This window comes from Acidimicrobiales bacterium (genome assembly GCA_022452035.1).
Taxonomy (GTDB): Bacteria; Actinomycetota; Acidimicrobiia; order Acidimicrobiales; family MedAcidi-G1; genus UBA9410.
The window spans coordinates 22904-39693 of record JAKURV010000010.1 but is presented as its reverse complement, the minus strand read 5'-3'; the positions used below and the strand labels follow the sequence as shown (position 1 = coordinate 39693).

Below are 16790 nucleotides of genomic sequence, written 5' to 3'. Positions count from 1 at the left end.
CCATGCCGACCGTCCTCGCTATCCACCTCGGCGGCTCCACCGTGCACGCCGCCGTTGCCATCGGAGGCCGGATCGATGTCCTGGCCCTCGACGACCAGAGCATGCACCTCCCGGCGCCGGCGCCCACTGACGGGCCGGGTCTGGTCCGAGTCCTGGCCACAGCCCAGGCCCGGTGTCTTCGGGTCGTCGACGCCGTCCCCGACGAGTTGGTGGTCGTCCGACCCGGTGGTGGCGTTGACGATGCCCTACTGGGCGAGGCGGCCCGACGGGCGCGTGTCCCAGTGCCCGTGGTCCTGGAGGAACTCCGGGCCGTGGCTGCCCTGGCCGCCCACGGTCCTACGGGGGTGGATCCGATGTTGGCGCCCGCCCTCGGAGGGATCTTTTGGCACCGCCGGGGCGACGCCCCGACCGGTCCCAAGCCCATCGTCACCCGAGAAGACCTCGGCGTGGACGCCGGCCGACCTGAGCGCCTGCCCCCAGCCCCGTCGGTGGTAGCTGTCGGACCGCGGACCGTGTTTGAGGAGGAGGCCGGTGCCGTCCGGCGACGGCGGATGCTGCCCCTCCCGCTGCTGGGGGCGCTGGTCGTGGTGGTGCTGGGGGTCTTGATCGTGCTACTGGTGCTTCCCGACGACGACCGGGCTATCGCTCCGCCCCCGGAACCCTTCCCGGCCACAACGGCTCCGGCCACCACGGTGCCAGTCGTCACGACGGTGGCCCCTGCGACAGCCTTGGCGCCCACCACCGTGCCGTCCACCACGATTGCCGTGCCCACGACCGCCCCGACCACCACCGCCCTCCCGCCGGCCAACGAGGAACCCCTATTGGCCGTAGACCCGGTGACCGGCGAAACCCTTCCCCCAGGCCCGGTTCCCACGGAAGTACCGGCGACGGAGGAGCAACCCGGCGAGGGTGGGGACGTGACACCTACGACGACCACCTTGCCGCCCCAGCTGGGCACGGTGACGCTGTCCGGGGTGGGCCTCACCGCGGATGCCACCACGGACGACGAACGACTACTAGCCCTAGGCGACGACGGCGACCTAGTGCTAGCCGACCTGGTCACCGTGCTCGGCGAACCGGTGGGGGATACCGGATGGGCCAGCGATGGACTATGTACCCCGGCCGAGGTTCGACGACTGGTGTGGGGCGACCTGGAGGTCGTCCTAGCCCGGGACGCCGTCGAGTGGCCATCCCGGATGGCCCAGTGGTTCGTGTCTGGGGACGACGCCTCCGTCTCGTCGTTGTGGACCTTGGAGCGGATCGGGGTGGGCTCCACGGTGGCCGACCTGAGGGCAGCTCACGGGACCAGCCTCTCCCTCGAACAGCCCTTGGACCGCGATCCGGCCGGATGGTTCGACACCGAGCCGATCCTGGGCGACGGGATCCTAGGAGCAGTGGGCAACACCACCGATGCCGGTCGGGTCCTCCTGATGTGGGCGGGAAACGCCTGTCAGCGCCGCTTCGGCTGACCGGCCCGATCAGTCAGCGACGCCACTAATTGGAGGCGGGCCGGGGTCGTCTGGCCACGCACCCACCACCAAACCGCCGGCCAGCAACACAGCTCCGGCCACCAGAAGGGCCTTCCACCATCCGGGCATTGACCGGCCGGAGGGCCCCCGATCTCCGGTCATCAGGAAGGCCCTGAGGGGAGCGCGTCGTTGGTCATCGCCCGACCGGGGCCGTTACGGCCTCGTCGACGGCCTCCGGAGGACCCGAGTCCCGCACGTGGAGGGGTTCCAGCCCCGGAAGGCCGACCTGGCGCCAAGGGGGCGCGCCGGCTATCACCGCTCGATAGCGACGATCCTGACGGAGAGCGAGCCGCTCGGCGCCTCAAAGGACACCGTGTCGCCCACCGTCGCACCCAGCAGCGCCTCGCCAAGCGGGGACCCGGGGGACACCACACCCACATCGTCGCGCTGCTCCTCGATGGAGCCGACCAGCATCCGCTCCGGCTCGTCGTCTCCGTCGTAGACCACAGCCACCACCGTTCCGGGGGCAACCACGTCGGAGGTCTTGACCTGTTCCACGATCTCGGCCTTCTCCAGGAGGCTCTCGAGGTGGAGGATCCGGCCCTCCATCTTTCCCTTCTCCTCCTTGGCCGCGTGATAGTCGCCGTTCTCGGACAGGTCGCCGAGTTCACGGGCCACCTCAATCTTGCGGGCGAGGTCGATACGCCCCCGAGTGGTGAGGTCCTCCAACTCGGCGACGAGCCGGTCGTGGGCCTCCTGGGAGAACTGCTGTACGTCAGCCATACCCTGAGGGTAACGACGGAATCTGGCGGTCGGGGTGTCGGACCTGGCAACGTCGAAACCCGGTTGACCAGCGTCTCAGGGTGCTTGGTACACTTGCTCGGTGGAATTCCGGCACCAGGTGATCATCATTTGCTAGCGCACACCCGCCCGGTGTGCGCCCAACCGTCCACCTCGGTGGGCGGTTTTTTTGTTCCCCACCCATTTCCCAGGAGACCAGAGTCGTGACCCATCGGATCGGCATCATCGGCGGCGACGGCATCGGCCCAGAGGTCATCGCCGAGGGCCTCAAGGTCATTGACGCGGCCGGGGTGTCTCTCGAGACGGTCGACTACGACCTTGGGGGCGCCCGCTACGGACGCGACGGCACGGTGCTGCCCGACGAGGTCCTGGAGGAGTGGCGGGACCTCGACGCCCTCTACCTCGGGGCCGTCGGCACGCCGGAGGTGCCGCCCGGGGTGATCGAGCGGGGCCTCCTACTGAAGATGCGTTTCGCCCTGGACCTCTACGTGAACCTCCGGCCCTTCGTGTACCCGGCCGACGACATCGACTTCCGGGTGGTGCGCGAAAACACCGAAGGCACCTACGCCGGCGAGGGCGGGTTCCTCCGCCGGGGTACGCCGTTCGAGATCGCCACCCAGGGATCGGTCAACACGCGCCACGGCGTAGAGCGGGCCGTCCGCTACTCGTTCGAGCTAGCCATGACTCGCCGGAAGCACCTCACCCTGGTCCACAAGACCAACGTGCTGACCTTCGCTGGCGACCTCTGGGAGCGCACCTTTAACGAGGTAGCCGCCGAATACCCTGAGGTCGAGACGGCTTACAACCACGTCGACGCCGCCTGCATCTACTTCGTGCATTCACCCCAGCAGTACGACGTCATCGTTACCGACAACCTGTTCGGGGACATCCTCACCGATCTGGGCGGCGCCGTGTCGGGTGGCATCGGGCTGGCCTCCTCGGCCAACCTGAACCCCGACCGGACCGGCCCGTCCATGTTCGAGCCGGTCCACGGCTCGGCGCCCGACATCGCTGGACAGGGCATCGCTAACCCCAAGGCGGCCATCCTGTCGGGGGCGATGATGCTGGACTTCCTCGGGGAGTCCGACGCCGCAGCCAGGGTGGAGGCGGCCTGTGCTGACCCGTCCACCGAGGTCGAGGGCACGAAGGCCATCGGCGACGCTGTCGCCGCTCTGGTGGCCTGAGGCTCGCTGAACGAACGAAACACGAACGAGAAGGGAACCGAGATGCCGATCCAGGAATCGTCCAAGATCTGGATGAATGGGGAGCTTGTCGACTGGGGCGACGCCACGATCCACGTACTTACCCACACTCTGCACTACGGCAACGGTGTGTTCGAGGGCATTCGCGCCTACGAGACGGCTAACGGGCCGGCCGTGTTCCGTCTCCGCGATCACATCGAGCGCCTCTTCCGCTCGGCCAAGATCCTGTTCCTCGAGATCCCGTACACCGTCGACGACCTGGTCACCGCCACGCTGGACACCGTCCGGGCAAACGGGCACCAGTCCTGCTACATCCGGCCGCTCGTGTACCTCGGCTACGGCGAGATGGGCCTCAACCCCCTCTCGTGCACCGTCGACGTCTCCATTGCAAGCTGGCCGTGGGGGTCCTACCTCGGCGAAGAGGGAATCGCCGAGGGCGTGGACATGATGATCTCGTCGTGGCAGCGCCACGACCCAAACTCCATGCCGCCCGCCGCCAAGGGGTGTGGTCACTACATCAACTCGCAGATGGCCAAGGTCCAGGCCGTCAAGGCCGGCTATGACGAGGCCATCCTGCTGTCGCCCCAGGGCCACGTGTCCGAATGCACCGGCGAGAACCTGTTCGTGGTTCGCGACGGCACCATCGTTACCCCGCCGGCCAGCGCCGGAGCCCTGGAGGGCATCACCCAGGACTCGGTGCGCTGCATCGCCAGTGACCTCGGGATCCCATACGAGCAGGGCAACATCCTGCGCAGCGACCTCTACACGGCCGACGAGGCGTTCCTGTCTGGGACGGCCGCCGAAGTGGTGCCCATCCGGTCGGTCGACGACCGGGTCATAGGCGACCCCGGCCCCGTCACACGCCAGGTCCAAGAGGTTTTCTTCCAGGCCGTTCGCGGGGAACGTCCCGAGTACGCGGGGTGGAACGAGCATGTCAGCGCCTGACGCCACCGGGCTGCCGGCCGCTGTCGAGATTTACGACACCACGCTGCGCGACGGCGCCCAGTTAGAGGGAATTTCTCTGACCGTCGACGACAAGCTGCGCATCGCCGAGCAGCTCGACCGCCTCGGCGTTCACTACATCGAAGGGGGCTGGCCGGGAGCCAACCCCAAGGACGAGGAGTTCTTCACCCGGGCCCGTACCGAGCTGGCCCTCGAGCGGTCCACCCTGGTGGCCTTCGGGTCCACCCGGCGGGTGGGTGGCGACGCCGCCGAGGACGCCACGCTGGCCAACCTTCTGGCCGCCGAGACCGACGTGGTGTGCATCGTTGGCAAGGCCTCGGCATACCACGTGACAGAGGCCCTGCGGACCAGCCTCGACGAGGGCGTAGCCATGGTGGCCGACTCCGTCCGCTTCTTGAAGTCCCGTGGTCGTCGGGTGTTCTTCGACGCCGAGCACTTCTTCGACGGCTACCGCGACAACCCGGAATTCTCCATGCAGGTCCTACAGGGGGCTGCCGAGGCAGGCGCCGACTGCCTCGTGCTGTGCGATACGAACGGCGGCTCTCTGCCCGACCAGGTGGGGGCCACGGTCCGCGACGTGGTGTCTGCCGTGGACTGTGAGGTCGGTGTGCACCTCCACAACGACACCGGCTGCGGGGTGGCCAACGCCCTGGCCGGCGTGGCCGCTGGAGCCACGCAGGTTCAGGGGACCATCAACGGTTACGGCGAGCGGGTCGGCAACTGCGACCTGGTGCCCATCGTGGCCAACCTCAGCCTCAAGATGGGCGTGGAGACGCTGCCCGAGGGCCGCTTGGCCAAACTGACGCCGGTGGCCCACCACGTGGCCGAGCTGGTCAATTTTGCGGCTGATCCCCAGCAGCCCTACGTGGGGACCACGGCGTTCGCTCATAAGGCGGGTCTTCATACCAGCGCCATCGCCCGACGTCGCGATGCCTACGAGCACGTAGATCCGGAGTCGGTTGGCAACGGCACTCGCTTCCTGGTCTCGGAGATGTCGGGGCGGTCCACCATTGAGTTGAAGGCCGACCAGTTGGGGATCGAGATGGACGGCGACACCTTGGGTGAGATTGTGGAGACCCTCAAGGAACTGGAGTACGCCGGCTACCACTTCGAGGTGGCCGACGCCTCCCTAGAGCTCCTGATGCGGGCCGCTGCCGGCTGGACCCAGGACTACTTCACCCTGGAGTCCTTCTCGGTCAACGTGGGCCACCGGTCGGGAAGTGGCAGCCGGGCGTGGAACGAGGTGGCCGTCGAGGTTGAGACCGAGGCCACGGTGAAGGTCCAGGTGGGCGACGAGCGGTTGGAGGCCACCGGCCGGGGAAATGGCCCGGTCAACGCCCTGGACGCTGCCCTGCGCTCAGTCCTGGAGGGCAGGTTCCCCCAGCTGGACCGCCTGCACCTGACTGACTTCAAGGTTCGAGTCCTAGAGACCCGCCAGGGCACGGCCGCGGTGACCAGGGTGCTCATCGACACCACCAACGGTGAGAGGACCTGGACCACCATCGGGGTGTCGGAGAACATCATCGAGGCCTCCTGGCAGGCCCTGGTCGACTCGCTGGTCTACGGCATCCTTCACACTCCGGCCTGAGCAGGTGAGCGCCCGGCGCCTACTGGCTGAGGGGACCGGGACCCTCTTCTTACTGGTCGGGGTGGTCGGGTCGGGAATCATGGCCGCCCGGCTCAGCCCCACCGACGAGGGCCTCCAACTGTTCCAGAACGCGGTGGCTACCGCCTGCGTCCTAATCGCCGTGATCGCCGTCTTCGGCACCATCTCAGCTGACTTCAACCCGGCGGTCACCCTGGCCGCCTGGGCACTCGGGCACCGGGCCGGCCGTGACGTCCCGTTCATGATCATCGCCCAGGTGGTTGGGGCGGTCGCCGGAACAGTATTGGCCAACCTGATGTTCGACCTACCGGCCGTGGACTGGTCCACGACCAGTCGGACCGGCGGACCCCTTTGGCTGGGCGAGGTGGTGGCCACCGTGGGCCTCCTGCTCGTGGTATTCAGCCTCGTTTGCACCTCCCGCACAGCCCACCTTCCTTACGTGGTTGGGGCCTACATCGGAGGGGCCTACTACTTCACTTCCTCCACAAGCTTCGCCAACCCGGCGGTCACCATCGGGCGGACCCTCTCGGACACGTTCGCTGGTATCGACCCGACCTGTGCGCCAATGTTCATTCTCATGCAGGTGGTCGGGGTGGGAGTGGCCGTCGCCCTCCTCCGGGCCCTATTCCCGACCGCCAGTTGAGCCGTCTCCAACCGGGATGCCAGTCCGGGGCCGCCGGTAGCGTGCGGCGATGAACGAGGCCGGACCGCCGACCGGTCCCGGGGAGGTCGGGGCCGGGGAGTCGCCGATGGCGGCCTTCGACTGGCTGCTGATGTGCACCGCAGCTGGAATCTGGGGGTCGTCGTTCCTGTTCATGGAGGTAGCTCTGGAGGCCGAGCATCCCGGCCTGGTGGCCTGGCTCCGCCCCGTGCTGGGCCTGTGCTTCCTGGCGCTCGTCCCGTCGGCCCGTCGGCCGGTGGACGCAGCCGACCGGCCCGCCATCGCCCTGCTGGGCATCCTCTGGATGGCCCTTCCACTCAGCCTTTTCCCCCTGGCCCAGACCTGGATTGACTCCTCAGTCACCGGGATGTTGAACAGCGGTATGCCGGTCATGACCCTGGTGGCCGGGGCGGTCCTGTTCGGGGTGTCCACCCACCGGGTCCAGGTGGCCGGGGTGGTTGTGGGCATCCTGGGCATGCTCATGATCGGTTTGTCTACTGCGAGCATGGGAGACACCGGAGCGGTGGGTGTCGTCCTGGTGGTGCTGGCCGTCAGCTGCTACGGCGTGGCGGCGAACATCGCTGGGCCCCTCCAACGGCGGTACGGCTCGCCGGCCGTACTGATACGAGTCCTGGGCGTCGCCGCTGTAGCCACCACACCGTGGGGCCTGTTCGGCCTGGCCCGGTCGTCGTTCACATGGTCGGCGGCAGCCGCCAACGTGGCCGTCGGGGTGGGGGGCACCGGGATCGCCTACGTCGCTGCTGCCACCCTGATCGGCCGGGTCGGACCGGTCCGTATGTCGGCCGTGACCTACGTGATCCCGGTGGTGGCCGCCGTGCTGGGAGTCGGGGTGCTGGGCGAGGTCCTGGGCCCATGGGAGGTCGCCGGTGCCGTCGTGCTGGTCGCCGGAGCCTGGCTGACCACCAGGGCTGGATCCTGACAGCGCCCCTCAGGGGTCAGATGCGGGTGTCGGAACGTCGACGACTGGTGCCCGGGCCGCTGTAGTACACGCCGTAGCCCGGCTCGACCGGGTAGTCCAGATTCGGCGGGTCGGAGGTGGCCGATCGCCACCAGTCCAGCAGGTGGTCCTCGCGGTCGTAGTCGAATGGATCCTCCAGCACCCGCTCAGCCGACCCATCTGGCTTCAGCGGATTATCAGACAGCCAGCGGGCCGACTGGGCCGTTGCCACCCGGGCCGGAACGAGATCCCGGTAACCGAGAACGTCCCGCGTGGCTGACAGGTCCAGGATCCGGTGTCCCGGCTCGTCCTGCATCATGAGCGGGCGGGCCGGTATGGCCAGGTCTGTAGGCATTCCCACGATCTCCATCTCGTGTCCCAGCTCCCGGCAGATCAGCTGGACCCGCTGGGCGGCGGTGAGCGCCTCCTCGTCGCCGACATTGAAGGCCCGGCCACCAGCGTCCGAGTGGTCCACGGCCAGCAGGACAGTGTGCGCCGCGTTCTCGCTGAACGACCGGGTCTCGGCGGCCAGGCCCCCCTCGGGAAGGATGATGGCCGGGCGGCGGTCTAAGACCCGTCGCACGATGCACCAGTCCAACGGGGCGATCTGCCGGGGGCCGTAGACGAACGGGTACCGGAGGTGGATGGCCGACGGCTGGTACTCGAACAGGAGGTCCTCGGTGCGGGCCACCCGGTAGCTCTTGCCGTCGTCGTCCTCGCTGGACCGTGGGGCGTTCTCGGCGGTCGGGATGGGCAGGCCGGGGGGATCAAACCGGGTCGGGTCGAAGTAGCCCCGGTAGGCCGGGGTGCCACCCACGCTCACGAACCGGTCGCACCGTCCGGATAGCACCTCTGCGATGGTTCGTAGGCGCCCATAGCAGGCCACCACCACGTCGAACGAGCGTCCGGTCAGGGCCGCAGCCACCCCCTCGGCTGAGAACGGGTCTCCGTGGAGGTGTTCGACGTGGGCCACCTCGTCCACCTCGTGTCGTCCCGTGTGGAACAGCGTGACGTTTAGGCCCCGTTCTTCCAGCCCGCGCACGATGGCTGGACCGGTGGGGCCGGTCCCGCCGATGATCAGGGCACGCGGGGAAAGAGGGGTGGACATGTCCGCCGAACAGTAGGGGACGGGGGAGCGGTCCATGATCGTGGTCCGGGAAGAGGGCCGACGGCAGTCGGGTGCCCCGCTACGGTCGGTGCCATGTCAGGAGGACTCGGGCCCACGGGGATGGTGCATAGACATCGGAACGTTCAGGGCGGCACGGCTCGGGCCGCCGTCTTCGGGGTGAGCGACGGGTTGGTTTCCAACGTGGCCCTCATCTTGGGCATCGCAGGTGCCAGCACCGATCCCACCTTCGTCCGGGTGGCCGGAGTTACAGGTCTTCTGGCCGGGGCGATCTCCATGGCGGCTGGCGAGTACGTGTCGCTGAAGGCCCAGGCCGAGCTGGTGGAACGGGAGCTGGCCATCGAGCGGGCGTCCATCGCCGAGAACCCGGAGGCCGAGACGGCCGAGCTGGCCGCTATCTACGTGGAACGGGGTCTAACGCCCGAGCAGGCCAAGGTGGTAGCTGCTGAGCTGATGTCGGATCCCGAGGTGGCCCTCGACGTCCATGCCCGAGAGGAACTGGGCGTCGACCCCACCCAGCTGGGCAGCCCGCTGGCCGCGGCCACGGCCAGTTTCCTGGCCTTCGCCCTCGGGGCCTTCGTGCCGCTGATCCCTTGGCTGGGAGGGTCGGGAACGGGCGCCGTCTGGGCGTCAGCCCTTCTCGGGGTCGGTGCCACGGCGACCGTCGGCGGAATGCTGGCCCGGCTCACCGAGCGCTCGGTGGTCAGGACGGCCATCCGCCAGATGCTGGTGGCCGGGGGGGCCTGCATGGCCACCTACTGGATCGGAGGGATCCTGGGGGCCTCGGTGGGCTGAGCTTCAGCAGGTGCGGTGCCGTTACGCCGGATTCGCCGGTTCGACGTAGATGGGGTGGGCCGCCGGTACGACGGCCCGGACCCGCTCCTCAACTTCATCCACTGCGGCGGCCACTGCGGCCACGTCAAGGCCGGGGTCAAAGGCGACCCGTGCTCCGACCAGGATCTCGTCCGGACCCAAGTGCTGAGTCCGGAGGTGGACCACCGACGAGACGCCCGGGGTCTCCCCGATGGCGGCAAGGATGGCTTTCCGGTCGCCATCGTCGGCCGACTCGCCGATCAGGAGGCTCTTCATCTCCCGGGCCAAGACGGCAGCGATGACCCCCAACAGCAGGCCGATGAGGATGGTCCCCACCCCGTCCCACCGGGGCTGGTCGGTGGCCGCCGACAGACTTACGGAGGCTGCGGCGATTACCAGACCGAATAGTGCCCCGGCGTCTTCCAGCAGGATCACGGGCAGCTCCGGGTTGCGAGTCTGAAGGATGAACTTCCGCCACGACAGGCCTCGCCGTTCCGGCGATGCCGCCACAATGGCTGTGCGGAACGACCACGACTCCAGAACGATGCCGGTGCCCAGGATGGCCAGCGCCAAGCCGACGCTGTGGATTTCGTGAGGGTGGCGGACCTTCTCGATGCCTTCGTAGACGGCGAAGGCCGAACCGAGCGAGAACAGCACTACGGAGACCACGAACGACCAGAAGTAGCGCTCCCGTCCGTACCCGAACGGGTGGGTCGCAGTGGGTTCGCGGCGGGACCGACGGCCGCCGAGCAGGAGCAGGCCTTGGTTCGACACGTCGGCCACCGAGTGGACGGCCTCGGCCAGCATGGCCGACGACTGTGTGACCAGGAACCCCAGGAACTTGGCCACGGCGATGCCGGAGTTGGCGATCAGGGCGGCCATGATGGCCTTCCTGCTTCCCGACGCAGCCATGGCACCTCCCGAGTCACAAGGCCCGCCGGGCCTTCCGGCTGACCGGGAGCGTAGTGTCGGCGCCACCAACGGACCGCCGCCCGACCTTCGATTCCGACCACCAACCGGAGGACCCATGCCCACCGTCTTTGATAGCCCCGATGACCTACCGGCCGCTGTGGGAACCCACCTGGGCTACACCGACTGGATGGAGGTCGACCAGACCCGGATTGACCTGTTCGCTGAGGCCACTGGTGATCACCAGTGGATCCACGTGGACCGTGAACGGGCCGCTGCCGGGCCGTTCGGCACCACCATCGCCCACGGCTACCTGACCCTCTCGCTGACCAACAAGATGCTTCCCGACCTGATCCGGGTGGACGGGATCTCCATGGGCATCAACTACGGAACGGAGAAGGTCCGGTTTCCGTCGCCCGTCCTGGTGGATTCGCGGGTCCGGGGCGGTGCGGAGCTGATTTCGGTGGACGAGGTATCGGGGGGCTACCAGGCCGTGATCCGGGTGACCGTGGAGGTTGAGGGCAGCGATCGTCCGGCCTGCGTGGTGGACAGCGTCAGCCGCTTCTTACGCTGACCGTCCGGCGGCCCCCTACGACAGACGCCGGTAGCATCGGCAGGTGACCAAGCGGAAGCGCCGTCCAGCACCCCTAGTCCCCCGGTCCGAACCCCCGGTCCGACCGGGGCTCCAGAGCCCCACCCGACCTGTACCGGCCGGAATTGGACGCCCCCCATACGCCCTTTCCGGGGATCCCGGGCCGTCGACCTCGTCGTCAGTGCGTACACCCGAGGAGGTGGAGCGGATGCGTCGGGCCGGTGAGGCAGCTGCTGGGATCCTGCTCGAGGTGGGGCCCCACGTGGTACCCGGCGTGACTACCGACCACCTGGACGAGGTCGTGCACGCAGCCACGGTGGCCCGCGGCGGCTACCCCAGCCCACTGAACTACCGCGGCTACCCCAAGTCGGTCTGTACCTCAGTCAACGAGGTGATCTGCCACGGGATACCCGACAGTCGGCCGCTGGCCGACGGCGACATCGTGAACGTTGACGTCACCATCTACCTGGACGGCGTCCACGGGGACACCTCGGTCACCTTTCCAGTGGGCGAGGTCAGCGACCACGACCTGCGTCTCATCGCTGAGACCCGGGCCGCCATGGAACTCGGGATCTCAGCGGCCGGGCCCGGGCAACCAGTCCACGCCATCGGCCGGGCCATAGAACGACACGCCAACCGCCACGGACTGGGGGTGGTGCGTGAGTTCATCGGACATGGAATTGGCACCGAGTTCCATAGCGGCCTGCAGATCCCGCACTACCACGATCCGCGTGCCCAGACGATCCTGGTTCCGGGTATGACCTTCACCGTCGAGCCCATGCTGACCCTGGGAGATCCGGCGTGCGGGCTATGGGACGACGACTGGACGGCGGTCACCTTGGATGGTCGCCGAACGGCCCAGTTTGAGCACACGGTGCTCGTCACCGAGGACGGGATCCGAGTGCTGACGATGACGGCGGACGGCACAGTGCCGGCCGACGTGTTCGCCGTCGCCGCCCCGGCCTGACCCAACCGACCTGGAGGTTCGGCGGGGCTCAGTCCCACCAATCGGCGGTTCCCGACTTGGCAAGGGCGACCCATGTATTGCCCGGGGTTAGCCGGACGGGCTTCCCGTCGGCTGTGAACACGGCCGGGAGGGCCTCGTCGGGTCGGCTCCACTGGCCTCGAACTACGTGGCCGTCGGTGAACACCCAGGCCTCTCCCGAGCCTGTGGTACGGGCCTCTGGGGAGCGGGAGTCGGCTTTGGACCAGCCATAGGAGATGAACTGCACCACGACGTTGGCTGGCGCAACCCGGGTTCCGGAGTGGTCCACGTGGGGGTTACCACCGTGCGTGCGGGCCCAGCCGGTGCCGTCCCACTCGTAGTCGACCTCGGTGAGGCCGAAGTCGATGTTCACCCCGGCGGCTTCCTCGGCGTCCGGGTGATGAGCCTGGCCCACATGTCGGTAAAGGAACGGTGCAGGGGGAACCCCGGTCCGGTCGGTGTGGTGGGCCCAGAGGGTGTCGGGCGAGACGTAGAGGTTGTGGGGCGGCCGACGGGACTTATCTCGCCAGTAGTCGTCGGTGAGGGCGCTGTAACCGACGTCGACCATCGACGAGGTGGCCAGTTCCTGACGGGTTCCCCGGTTAGCTCCCGAGTAGGCGAACAGGGGCCGGTCGAAGCCGGACAGCAGTTGCGGATCCGACGTCCGGGCCGACCGGATCGGTCCCACCGTCTCAGCAGAGGTGGATTGGAACACGGCCACCAGCCGCGTCACTCCACCCTCCACCAGTTCCTCGTAGACGACGTCAGCTTGGTTCACCCCCGACTGCGGGTGGGCTCGAGTCACGTTGTCGATTTTGACGGCCAGGGCGGGCCGTGGGATGTCGTTCCCCTGTAGGCCAGCCCACGTCCGGGTGACGTCCAGGCGTTCAAATTCCTGGATTTGGGCTTCCAGTTCCTGGATCTGGGCCTCCAGTTCCGGGATCTGGGCCTCCTGTTCCAGGATCCGGGTCTCCAGGTCGGCGATGGTCGATCGGGCGTCGGCGATGTCGTCGTAGACCCGCCCGATGGCCTCCCGGACGGCCGGCTTAGCGTCCTCTGTCGCGGAGCGAGAAGACATGGCCTGGACCCGCCGTTGCTCGGCCTCCGCTTTCAGGGCATGGAGGCCCCGGACCGAATCGGCGGCGAGCCGGAGTTCAGCGTCTACGAGGTCGAGGCGGTTCTGGGCCTCCTCGATCACCGAGTCGTAAATTATCTGGTCCCGAACGCCCTCTAGGGCGTCGTTGGCGAGGTGGGCCGATTGGGTGAGCACGGCGTTCATCCGCTCGTTGTTCTGCAAGTAGGCGTCGACCGCCATGGTTCGATGGAGGAAGGCCGGCTCGTCTCGGGAAGTCAGGATCCGGGCGAACCGGTCGGCCAGCAGCTCGAGACGCACCTCCAGGATCCGCAGCTCAGTGGCCTCGTCGCCGATCAGTTCGTCGGTCTCGGCAATCTGGTGGTCCAGATCAACCAGATCGCCCTCCAGCTCGGCGATTCGATCGTGGTGGTCCTCGATGAGGTCTTCCTGGTCGCCGATGAGGTCGTGGTGGTCCTCGATGAGGTCTTCCTGGTCGCCGATGAGGTCGTGGTGGTCGGCAATGTCGTCTCGGAGGGCAGCGATCTCCTCGTCGAATGCACCGGCCAGGGCCGGGACGGCGGCCAGGGCTACTACGGCCAGGGCGAGGGGGAGTACCGCCCGGAGTTGGCGTCGGGGGGCGGCGTCCACGGGGTTGAGCGTAGAGGTCGACTGCTCGGCGGTCGGGGCACCCCGGGGGGTCCGAGGCCGTATTTCTTGCCGATCACCGGGCCTGGCAGGTGGGACACCAGGTGGTAGTCCGCTGATCGATCGGCCGACTGGTCAGCAGTCCACCGCATTCTCGGCAGGGGAGACCGGAACGTCCGTAGCAATCCAACCGGTGCTGGTTCGATCCGGTTGACCGGTCCGGGGTCCGGTAGTCGCGCAGGGTGGTTCCCCCGTGGTCCAGCGCCTCGGCCAGAACGTCCCGGAGGTGGTTGAGGAGGCGGGTAGCGCGTTCGGGCCCGACCCGTCGGGTTCCGGGGTTGATGCCGGCCCGCCAGAGGGCCTCGTCTGCGTAGATGTTGCCGACTCCGGCAACGAGGCGCTGGGACAGGAGTTGCGTCTTGACCCGGCGACGGCTGCCGACCAGGGCCCGGTGGAAGGACGCCCCGGTCAGGGCCGGGTCGAAGGGTTCTGGTCCCAGATCCCGGAGAGTGGGCAACAACCGGTGGTCGCCCCGTAGGACCACCACCGTGCGCCCGAACCGTCGGACGTCCCGAAACCAGAGCCAGCGACCATCGTCCAGTTCCCATTCGGCCCGTGCATAAGGGTCGACGGGTGGGGAGGGGTCTACGTAGAGAGCTCCGGTCATCCCGAGGTGGACGACCAGTTCCAGCGGCGCCCCACTCGGGGAGGTGACCGGTTCTAGGCCCAACAGCAGGTACTTGCCCCGACGGTCCACGCTAGAGAACCGGTGGCCGACGGCGTCCGGGCCCGAGGCGAACTTGGCCGAGGGGTGGGCCCGCCCGGCGACCACTACGGCCCCCCGGATCAGCGGATCGAGTTGCCGGCGTACCGTCTCGACCTCGGGGAGCTCGGGCACCGTCGCAGCGTACCGGCGGCTGACAGGCCGCTCCGGAGGACCAGTCACTGGGTCCGAGGGGACCCGGCAGACCGGGTGCCGTGGGTTAGGTTGCCGCCATGGTCGCGGTGGCCGTAGTGAACCAGAAGGGCGGGGTCGGAAAGACCACCGTGGTGCTGGGACTGGCTTCGGCTGCCTCGGCTCGAGGCCTGGCCGTCCTCGTCGTGGACTTGGACCCGCAAGGTAACGCCACCACGGGCCTCGGGGTGTTCGAACCCGGTCCCGGGGTGGACCGGGTGCTGGCCGAAGAGCGTCCCGGTGGCCTGGCGTCGGAGGTGGAGCCCAGCGGGTGGCCATCTGATCTCGGCCCGGTGCCCGATCTAGTGGCCTCTTCGCCTGATCTGGCCGTACGCGAGCCGCAGTTGGCCACCGACCCCCTGGGAGCTCAGGACCGGTTGGCCCTGGCTCTCCGGGGCGGGGTCGGGACCGGCCACGACCTGGTCCTCGTTGACTGCCCGCCCTCGCTGGGCCTGCTCACCGTCAACGCCCTGTTCGCCGTTGACGCGGTGCTCCTGGTGACCGAACCGGGTGCGTGGGCTGTGGACGGTGTAGCCCGGATGGTCCAGACCATCGACCGCATTCGTCTGCGACGTCCCGACGGTCGACCCGACCTTGTCGGGATTTCCGTGAACCGTTTGGGTCGGACCCGGGACGGTCGGTACTGGCATGAACAGCTGGGTGAGGCGTACCCGGGACGGTGTCTGCCGCCTGTTCATCTCCGAGCCGCCGTCACCGAGGCGGCGGCCCGGTCCCTTCCAATCCATGCTCTGGGGCGACGACCCGGGGCGGCCGAGGCGGCAGCCGAGTTCGATGCCCTCCTAGACCGGTTACCGCTCTCCGACGGACTGGCCGGTACTCCGGTCGAGGCTGTGGCCTGATGGCCTACGACCCGCAGGCCCAGCGAGCCCGGCCCCGTCCCACTGCCGATAGCCCGGTGGACAGCCTGTTGGAGGCCATTCCGGTGGTCGGCGACGGGCCGGTCCCATCCGAAGCTTCCGCCGGGGTCGGTCCTGAGGTAGCCACCGAGACGGTTGGGGATCCACCGCCGGCCGATTCGGCGGACGATGGCCTGCGACCGTTCGAGACCCCGTCAGTGGAGATGACCGACGAACGGGCCGACCTACTGCACCGCTTCGGGGTGCTGGCGGCGGTAGCCCTGGTGGCCCTGATATTGGCCCTGTGGCGACGTCGCCGCCGGGCCGACTGAACCTCCTCAGTCAGAGGCCGAGCAGGGCACGCGCCGGAGCGTCCTCGCGCATCCGCCCGGCGCCCACCCGCCGTTTCACCTCGGCCCGCCCGTCGTCGCAACGGTCCACGTACGGGCACCAGCCGCACAGCGGCCCCGGGCGGGTCTCGAAGTGGTCGCCGGAGCAGGCCGCACCGACCTCGTCCCAGGACTTGGCGAAGCGGCCGGTGGTGTCGGCCAGAAGGTCCTCGGAGACGGCGGTCTCCAGGATCTCGGCGCCCAGATAGAGGAGGCGGGCCCGATCCGGACGCTCGCCCATGCTGTCCTCGACGGCCGCCGCGTAAAGAAGGACCTGGTCAAGGGACTTCGGTCGGTCCGCGCTCCTAGGGGCCTTACCCGACTTGTAGTCGGTGATCACCAGGCCGTCACCGTCCCCGTCCAGGCGGTCCACGATGCCGTAGAAGGGCACTCCGCCCACCGTGGCAGTTACCCGGCACTCGGTGGCCCGGACCTCGACGCCAGCCGGGTCCTCCAGGGCCCAGAGCCCCTCGATGGCCGTCCAGGCCTTCCAGCGGAAGTCGTGGACTTGGCGATCGTCCAGGCCCAGGGCCACGAAGTCGGGATTGATGGCCGTTTCCGGCCAGGCCCGGCCGGCCAGTTCCCGGGCCCGGTCCACCGTGCGGTCGGCGGCCGGCTCGTCGCACAGGAGTTCCAGCACGCGGTGGGCGAAGGTGCCTATCAGGGCGGGGATGCCCGGAGGATCGGGGAGCCTTTCGACGTAGCGGTACCGCCACCGTCGTGGGCACTGCTTCCAGACGCCGGCCGACGAGGGCGAGAAGGAGCGCGGGAGGTCTGGCATCGG

18 protein-coding genes are annotated in these 16790 nt (G+C 68.4%); 11 read left to right on the top strand and 7 right to left on the bottom strand.

Translation table 11 applies throughout. The annotated features are described in order from the left end of the window. Positions 1-2 precede the first annotated feature (2 nt). Entirely contained in the window at positions 3-1469 is a 1467-nt protein-coding gene (locus tag MK181_05135) for a hypothetical protein (protein MCH2419181.1), read from the top strand. A gap of 9 nt (positions 1470-1478) precedes the next feature. Here the strand turns inward: MK181_05135 and MK181_05130 are convergent, their stop codons facing one another. Then, positions 1479-1631 carry a hypothetical protein gene (locus MK181_05130; GenBank protein MCH2419180.1) on the bottom strand — a complete coding sequence of 51 codons (153 nt, stop codon included), beginning with the start codon at positions 1629-1631 and terminating at the stop codon, positions 1479-1481. A gap of 150 nt (positions 1632-1781) precedes the next feature. Then, positions 1782-2252 (bottom strand): transcription elongation factor GreA, encoded by a 471-nt coding sequence (locus MK181_05125; protein ID MCH2419179.1) that lies wholly within the window; start codon positions 2250-2252, stop codon positions 1782-1784. Positions 2253-2473: 221 nt separating this feature from the next. Here MK181_05125 and MK181_05120 point away from each other — a divergent pair, with 221 nt between their 5' ends. Genes MK181_05120 through MK181_05100 form a run of 5 tightly spaced genes read left to right on the top strand, consistent with a single transcriptional unit; the run spans position 2474 to position 7642 of the window. Then, positions 2474-3454 carry a 3-isopropylmalate dehydrogenase gene (locus MK181_05120; GenBank protein ID MCH2419178.1) on the top strand — a complete coding sequence of 327 codons (981 nt, stop codon included), beginning with the start codon at positions 2474-2476 and terminating at the stop codon, positions 3452-3454. A 42-nt stretch (positions 3455-3496) separates the two neighbouring features. Continuing rightward, complete coding sequence (locus tag MK181_05115) at positions 3497-4417, top strand: branched-chain amino acid transaminase (GenBank protein ID MCH2419177.1); 921 nt, start codon at positions 3497-3499, stop codon at positions 4415-4417. Then, the gene (gene cimA, locus MK181_05110) at positions 4404-6023 is read left to right on the top strand and encodes a citramalate synthase (GenBank protein ID MCH2419176.1); all 1620 of its coding nucleotides are present in this window, start codon (positions 4404-4406) and stop codon (positions 6021-6023) included. The genes MK181_05115 and cimA overlap by 14 nt, the downstream gene beginning before the upstream one ends. A 4-nt stretch (positions 6024-6027) precedes the next feature. Then, a complete protein-coding gene (locus MK181_05105; GenBank protein MCH2419175.1) occupies positions 6028-6684 on the top strand; it encodes an aquaporin in 657 nt (218 codons plus the stop codon). Positions 6685-6733: 49 nt separating this feature from the next. Beyond that, positions 6734-7642: a DMT family transporter gene (locus MK181_05100; protein MCH2419174.1), complete on the top strand. Its 909-nt coding sequence runs from the start codon at positions 6734-6736 to the stop codon at positions 7640-7642. A 16-nt stretch (positions 7643-7658) separates the two neighbouring features. Here MK181_05100 and MK181_05095 read toward each other — a convergent pair whose 3' ends face one another. Further along, entirely contained in the window at positions 7659-8768 is a 1110-nt protein-coding gene (locus MK181_05095) for a hypothetical protein (protein ID MCH2419173.1), read from the bottom strand. Positions 8769-8861: 93 nt separating this feature from the next. Between MK181_05095 and MK181_05090 the strand changes: the two genes are divergently transcribed. Continuing rightward, complete coding sequence (locus MK181_05090) at positions 8862-9581, top strand: VIT1/CCC1 transporter family protein (GenBank protein MCH2419172.1); 720 nt, start codon at positions 8862-8864, stop codon at positions 9579-9581. Between the two features lie 21 nt (positions 9582-9602). On the opposite strand, the gene MK181_05085 is transcribed toward MK181_05090, so the two are convergent. Continuing rightward, positions 9603-10511: a cation diffusion facilitator family transporter gene (locus MK181_05085; GenBank protein ID MCH2419171.1), complete on the bottom strand. Its 909-nt coding sequence runs from the start codon at positions 10509-10511 to the stop codon at positions 9603-9605. A 115-nt stretch (positions 10512-10626) separates the two neighbouring features. Between MK181_05085 and MK181_05080 the strand changes: the two genes are divergently transcribed. Next, the gene (locus tag MK181_05080) at positions 10627-11082 is read left to right on the top strand and encodes a MaoC family dehydratase (GenBank protein ID MCH2419170.1); all 456 of its coding nucleotides are present in this window, start codon (positions 10627-10629) and stop codon (positions 11080-11082) included. Between the two features lie 43 nt (positions 11083-11125). Then, positions 11126-12067 (top strand): type I methionyl aminopeptidase, encoded by a 942-nt coding sequence (gene map / locus MK181_05075; GenBank protein ID MCH2419169.1) that lies wholly within the window; start codon positions 11126-11128, stop codon positions 12065-12067. Between the two features lie 28 nt (positions 12068-12095). Here map and MK181_05070 read toward each other — a convergent pair whose 3' ends face one another. Continuing rightward, on the bottom strand, positions 12096-13808 hold the full coding sequence (locus tag MK181_05070; GenBank protein ID MCH2419168.1) for a DUF3048 domain-containing protein: 1713 nt from the start codon (positions 13806-13808) through the stop codon (positions 12096-12098). 73 nt (positions 13809-13881) lie between these two features. Further along, positions 13882-14703: a bifunctional DNA-formamidopyrimidine glycosylase/DNA-(apurinic or apyrimidinic site) lyase gene (gene mutM, locus MK181_05065; GenBank protein ID MCH2419167.1), complete on the bottom strand. Its 822-nt coding sequence runs from the start codon at positions 14701-14703 to the stop codon at positions 13882-13884. Between the two features lie 98 nt (positions 14704-14801). Between mutM and MK181_05060 the strand changes: the two genes are divergently transcribed. Together MK181_05060 and MK181_05055 are read left to right on the top strand one after the other, a co-directional pair. Beyond that, complete coding sequence (locus tag MK181_05060; protein ID MCH2419166.1) at positions 14802-15620, top strand: ParA family protein; 819 nt, start codon at positions 14802-14804, stop codon at positions 15618-15620. Continuing rightward, entirely contained in the window at positions 15620-15949 is a 330-nt protein-coding gene (locus MK181_05055) for a hypothetical protein (protein ID MCH2419165.1), read from the top strand. The genes MK181_05060 and MK181_05055 overlap by 1 nt, the downstream gene beginning before the upstream one ends. 10 nt (positions 15950-15959) lie before the next feature. Here MK181_05055 and MK181_05050 read toward each other — a convergent pair whose 3' ends face one another. Further along, positions 15960-16787, bottom strand: coding sequence for a PD-(D/E)XK nuclease family protein (locus tag MK181_05050; protein MCH2419164.1), 828 nt, complete (start codon positions 16785-16787; stop codon positions 15960-15962). Positions 16788-16790: the final 3 nt, after the last annotated feature.

Excerpts from the sequence above, each read along its gene's own strand:
- MK181_05135 (MCH2419181.1), top strand. The coding sequence starts at position 3 with ATGCCGACCGTCCTCGCTATCCACCTCGGCGGCTCCACCGTGCACGCC.
- MK181_05130 (MCH2419180.1), bottom strand. The coding sequence starts at position 1,631 with ATGACCGGAGATCGGGGGCCCTCCGGCCGGTCAATGCCCGGATGGTGG.
- MK181_05125 (MCH2419179.1), bottom strand. The coding sequence starts at position 2,252 with ATGGCTGACGTACAGCAGTTCTCCCAGGAGGCCCACGACCGGCTCGTC.
- MK181_05115 (MCH2419177.1), top strand. The coding sequence starts at position 3,497 with ATGCCGATCCAGGAATCGTCCAAGATCTGGATGAATGGGGAGCTTGTC.
- cimA (MCH2419176.1), top strand. The coding sequence starts at position 4,404 with ATGTCAGCGCCTGACGCCACCGGGCTGCCGGCCGCTGTCGAGATTTAC.
- MK181_05100 (MCH2419174.1), top strand. The coding sequence starts at position 6,734 with ATGAACGAGGCCGGACCGCCGACCGGTCCCGGGGAGGTCGGGGCCGGG.
- MK181_05095 (MCH2419173.1), bottom strand. The coding sequence starts at position 8,768 with ATGTCCACCCCTCTTTCCCCGCGTGCCCTGATCATCGGCGGGACCGGC.
- MK181_05090 (MCH2419172.1), top strand. The coding sequence starts at position 8,862 with ATGTCAGGAGGACTCGGGCCCACGGGGATGGTGCATAGACATCGGAAC.
- MK181_05085 (MCH2419171.1), bottom strand. The coding sequence starts at position 10,511 with ATGGCTGCGTCGGGAAGCAGGAAGGCCATCATGGCCGCCCTGATCGCC.
- MK181_05080 (MCH2419170.1), top strand. The coding sequence starts at position 10,627 with ATGCCCACCGTCTTTGATAGCCCCGATGACCTACCGGCCGCTGTGGGA.
- MK181_05060 (MCH2419166.1), top strand. The coding sequence starts at position 14,802 with ATGGTCGCGGTGGCCGTAGTGAACCAGAAGGGCGGGGTCGGAAAGACC.
- MK181_05055 (MCH2419165.1), top strand. The coding sequence starts at position 15,620 with ATGGCCTACGACCCGCAGGCCCAGCGAGCCCGGCCCCGTCCCACTGCC.
- MK181_05050 (MCH2419164.1), bottom strand. The coding sequence starts at position 16,787 with ATGCCAGACCTCCCGCGCTCCTTCTCGCCCTCGTCGGCCGGCGTCTGG.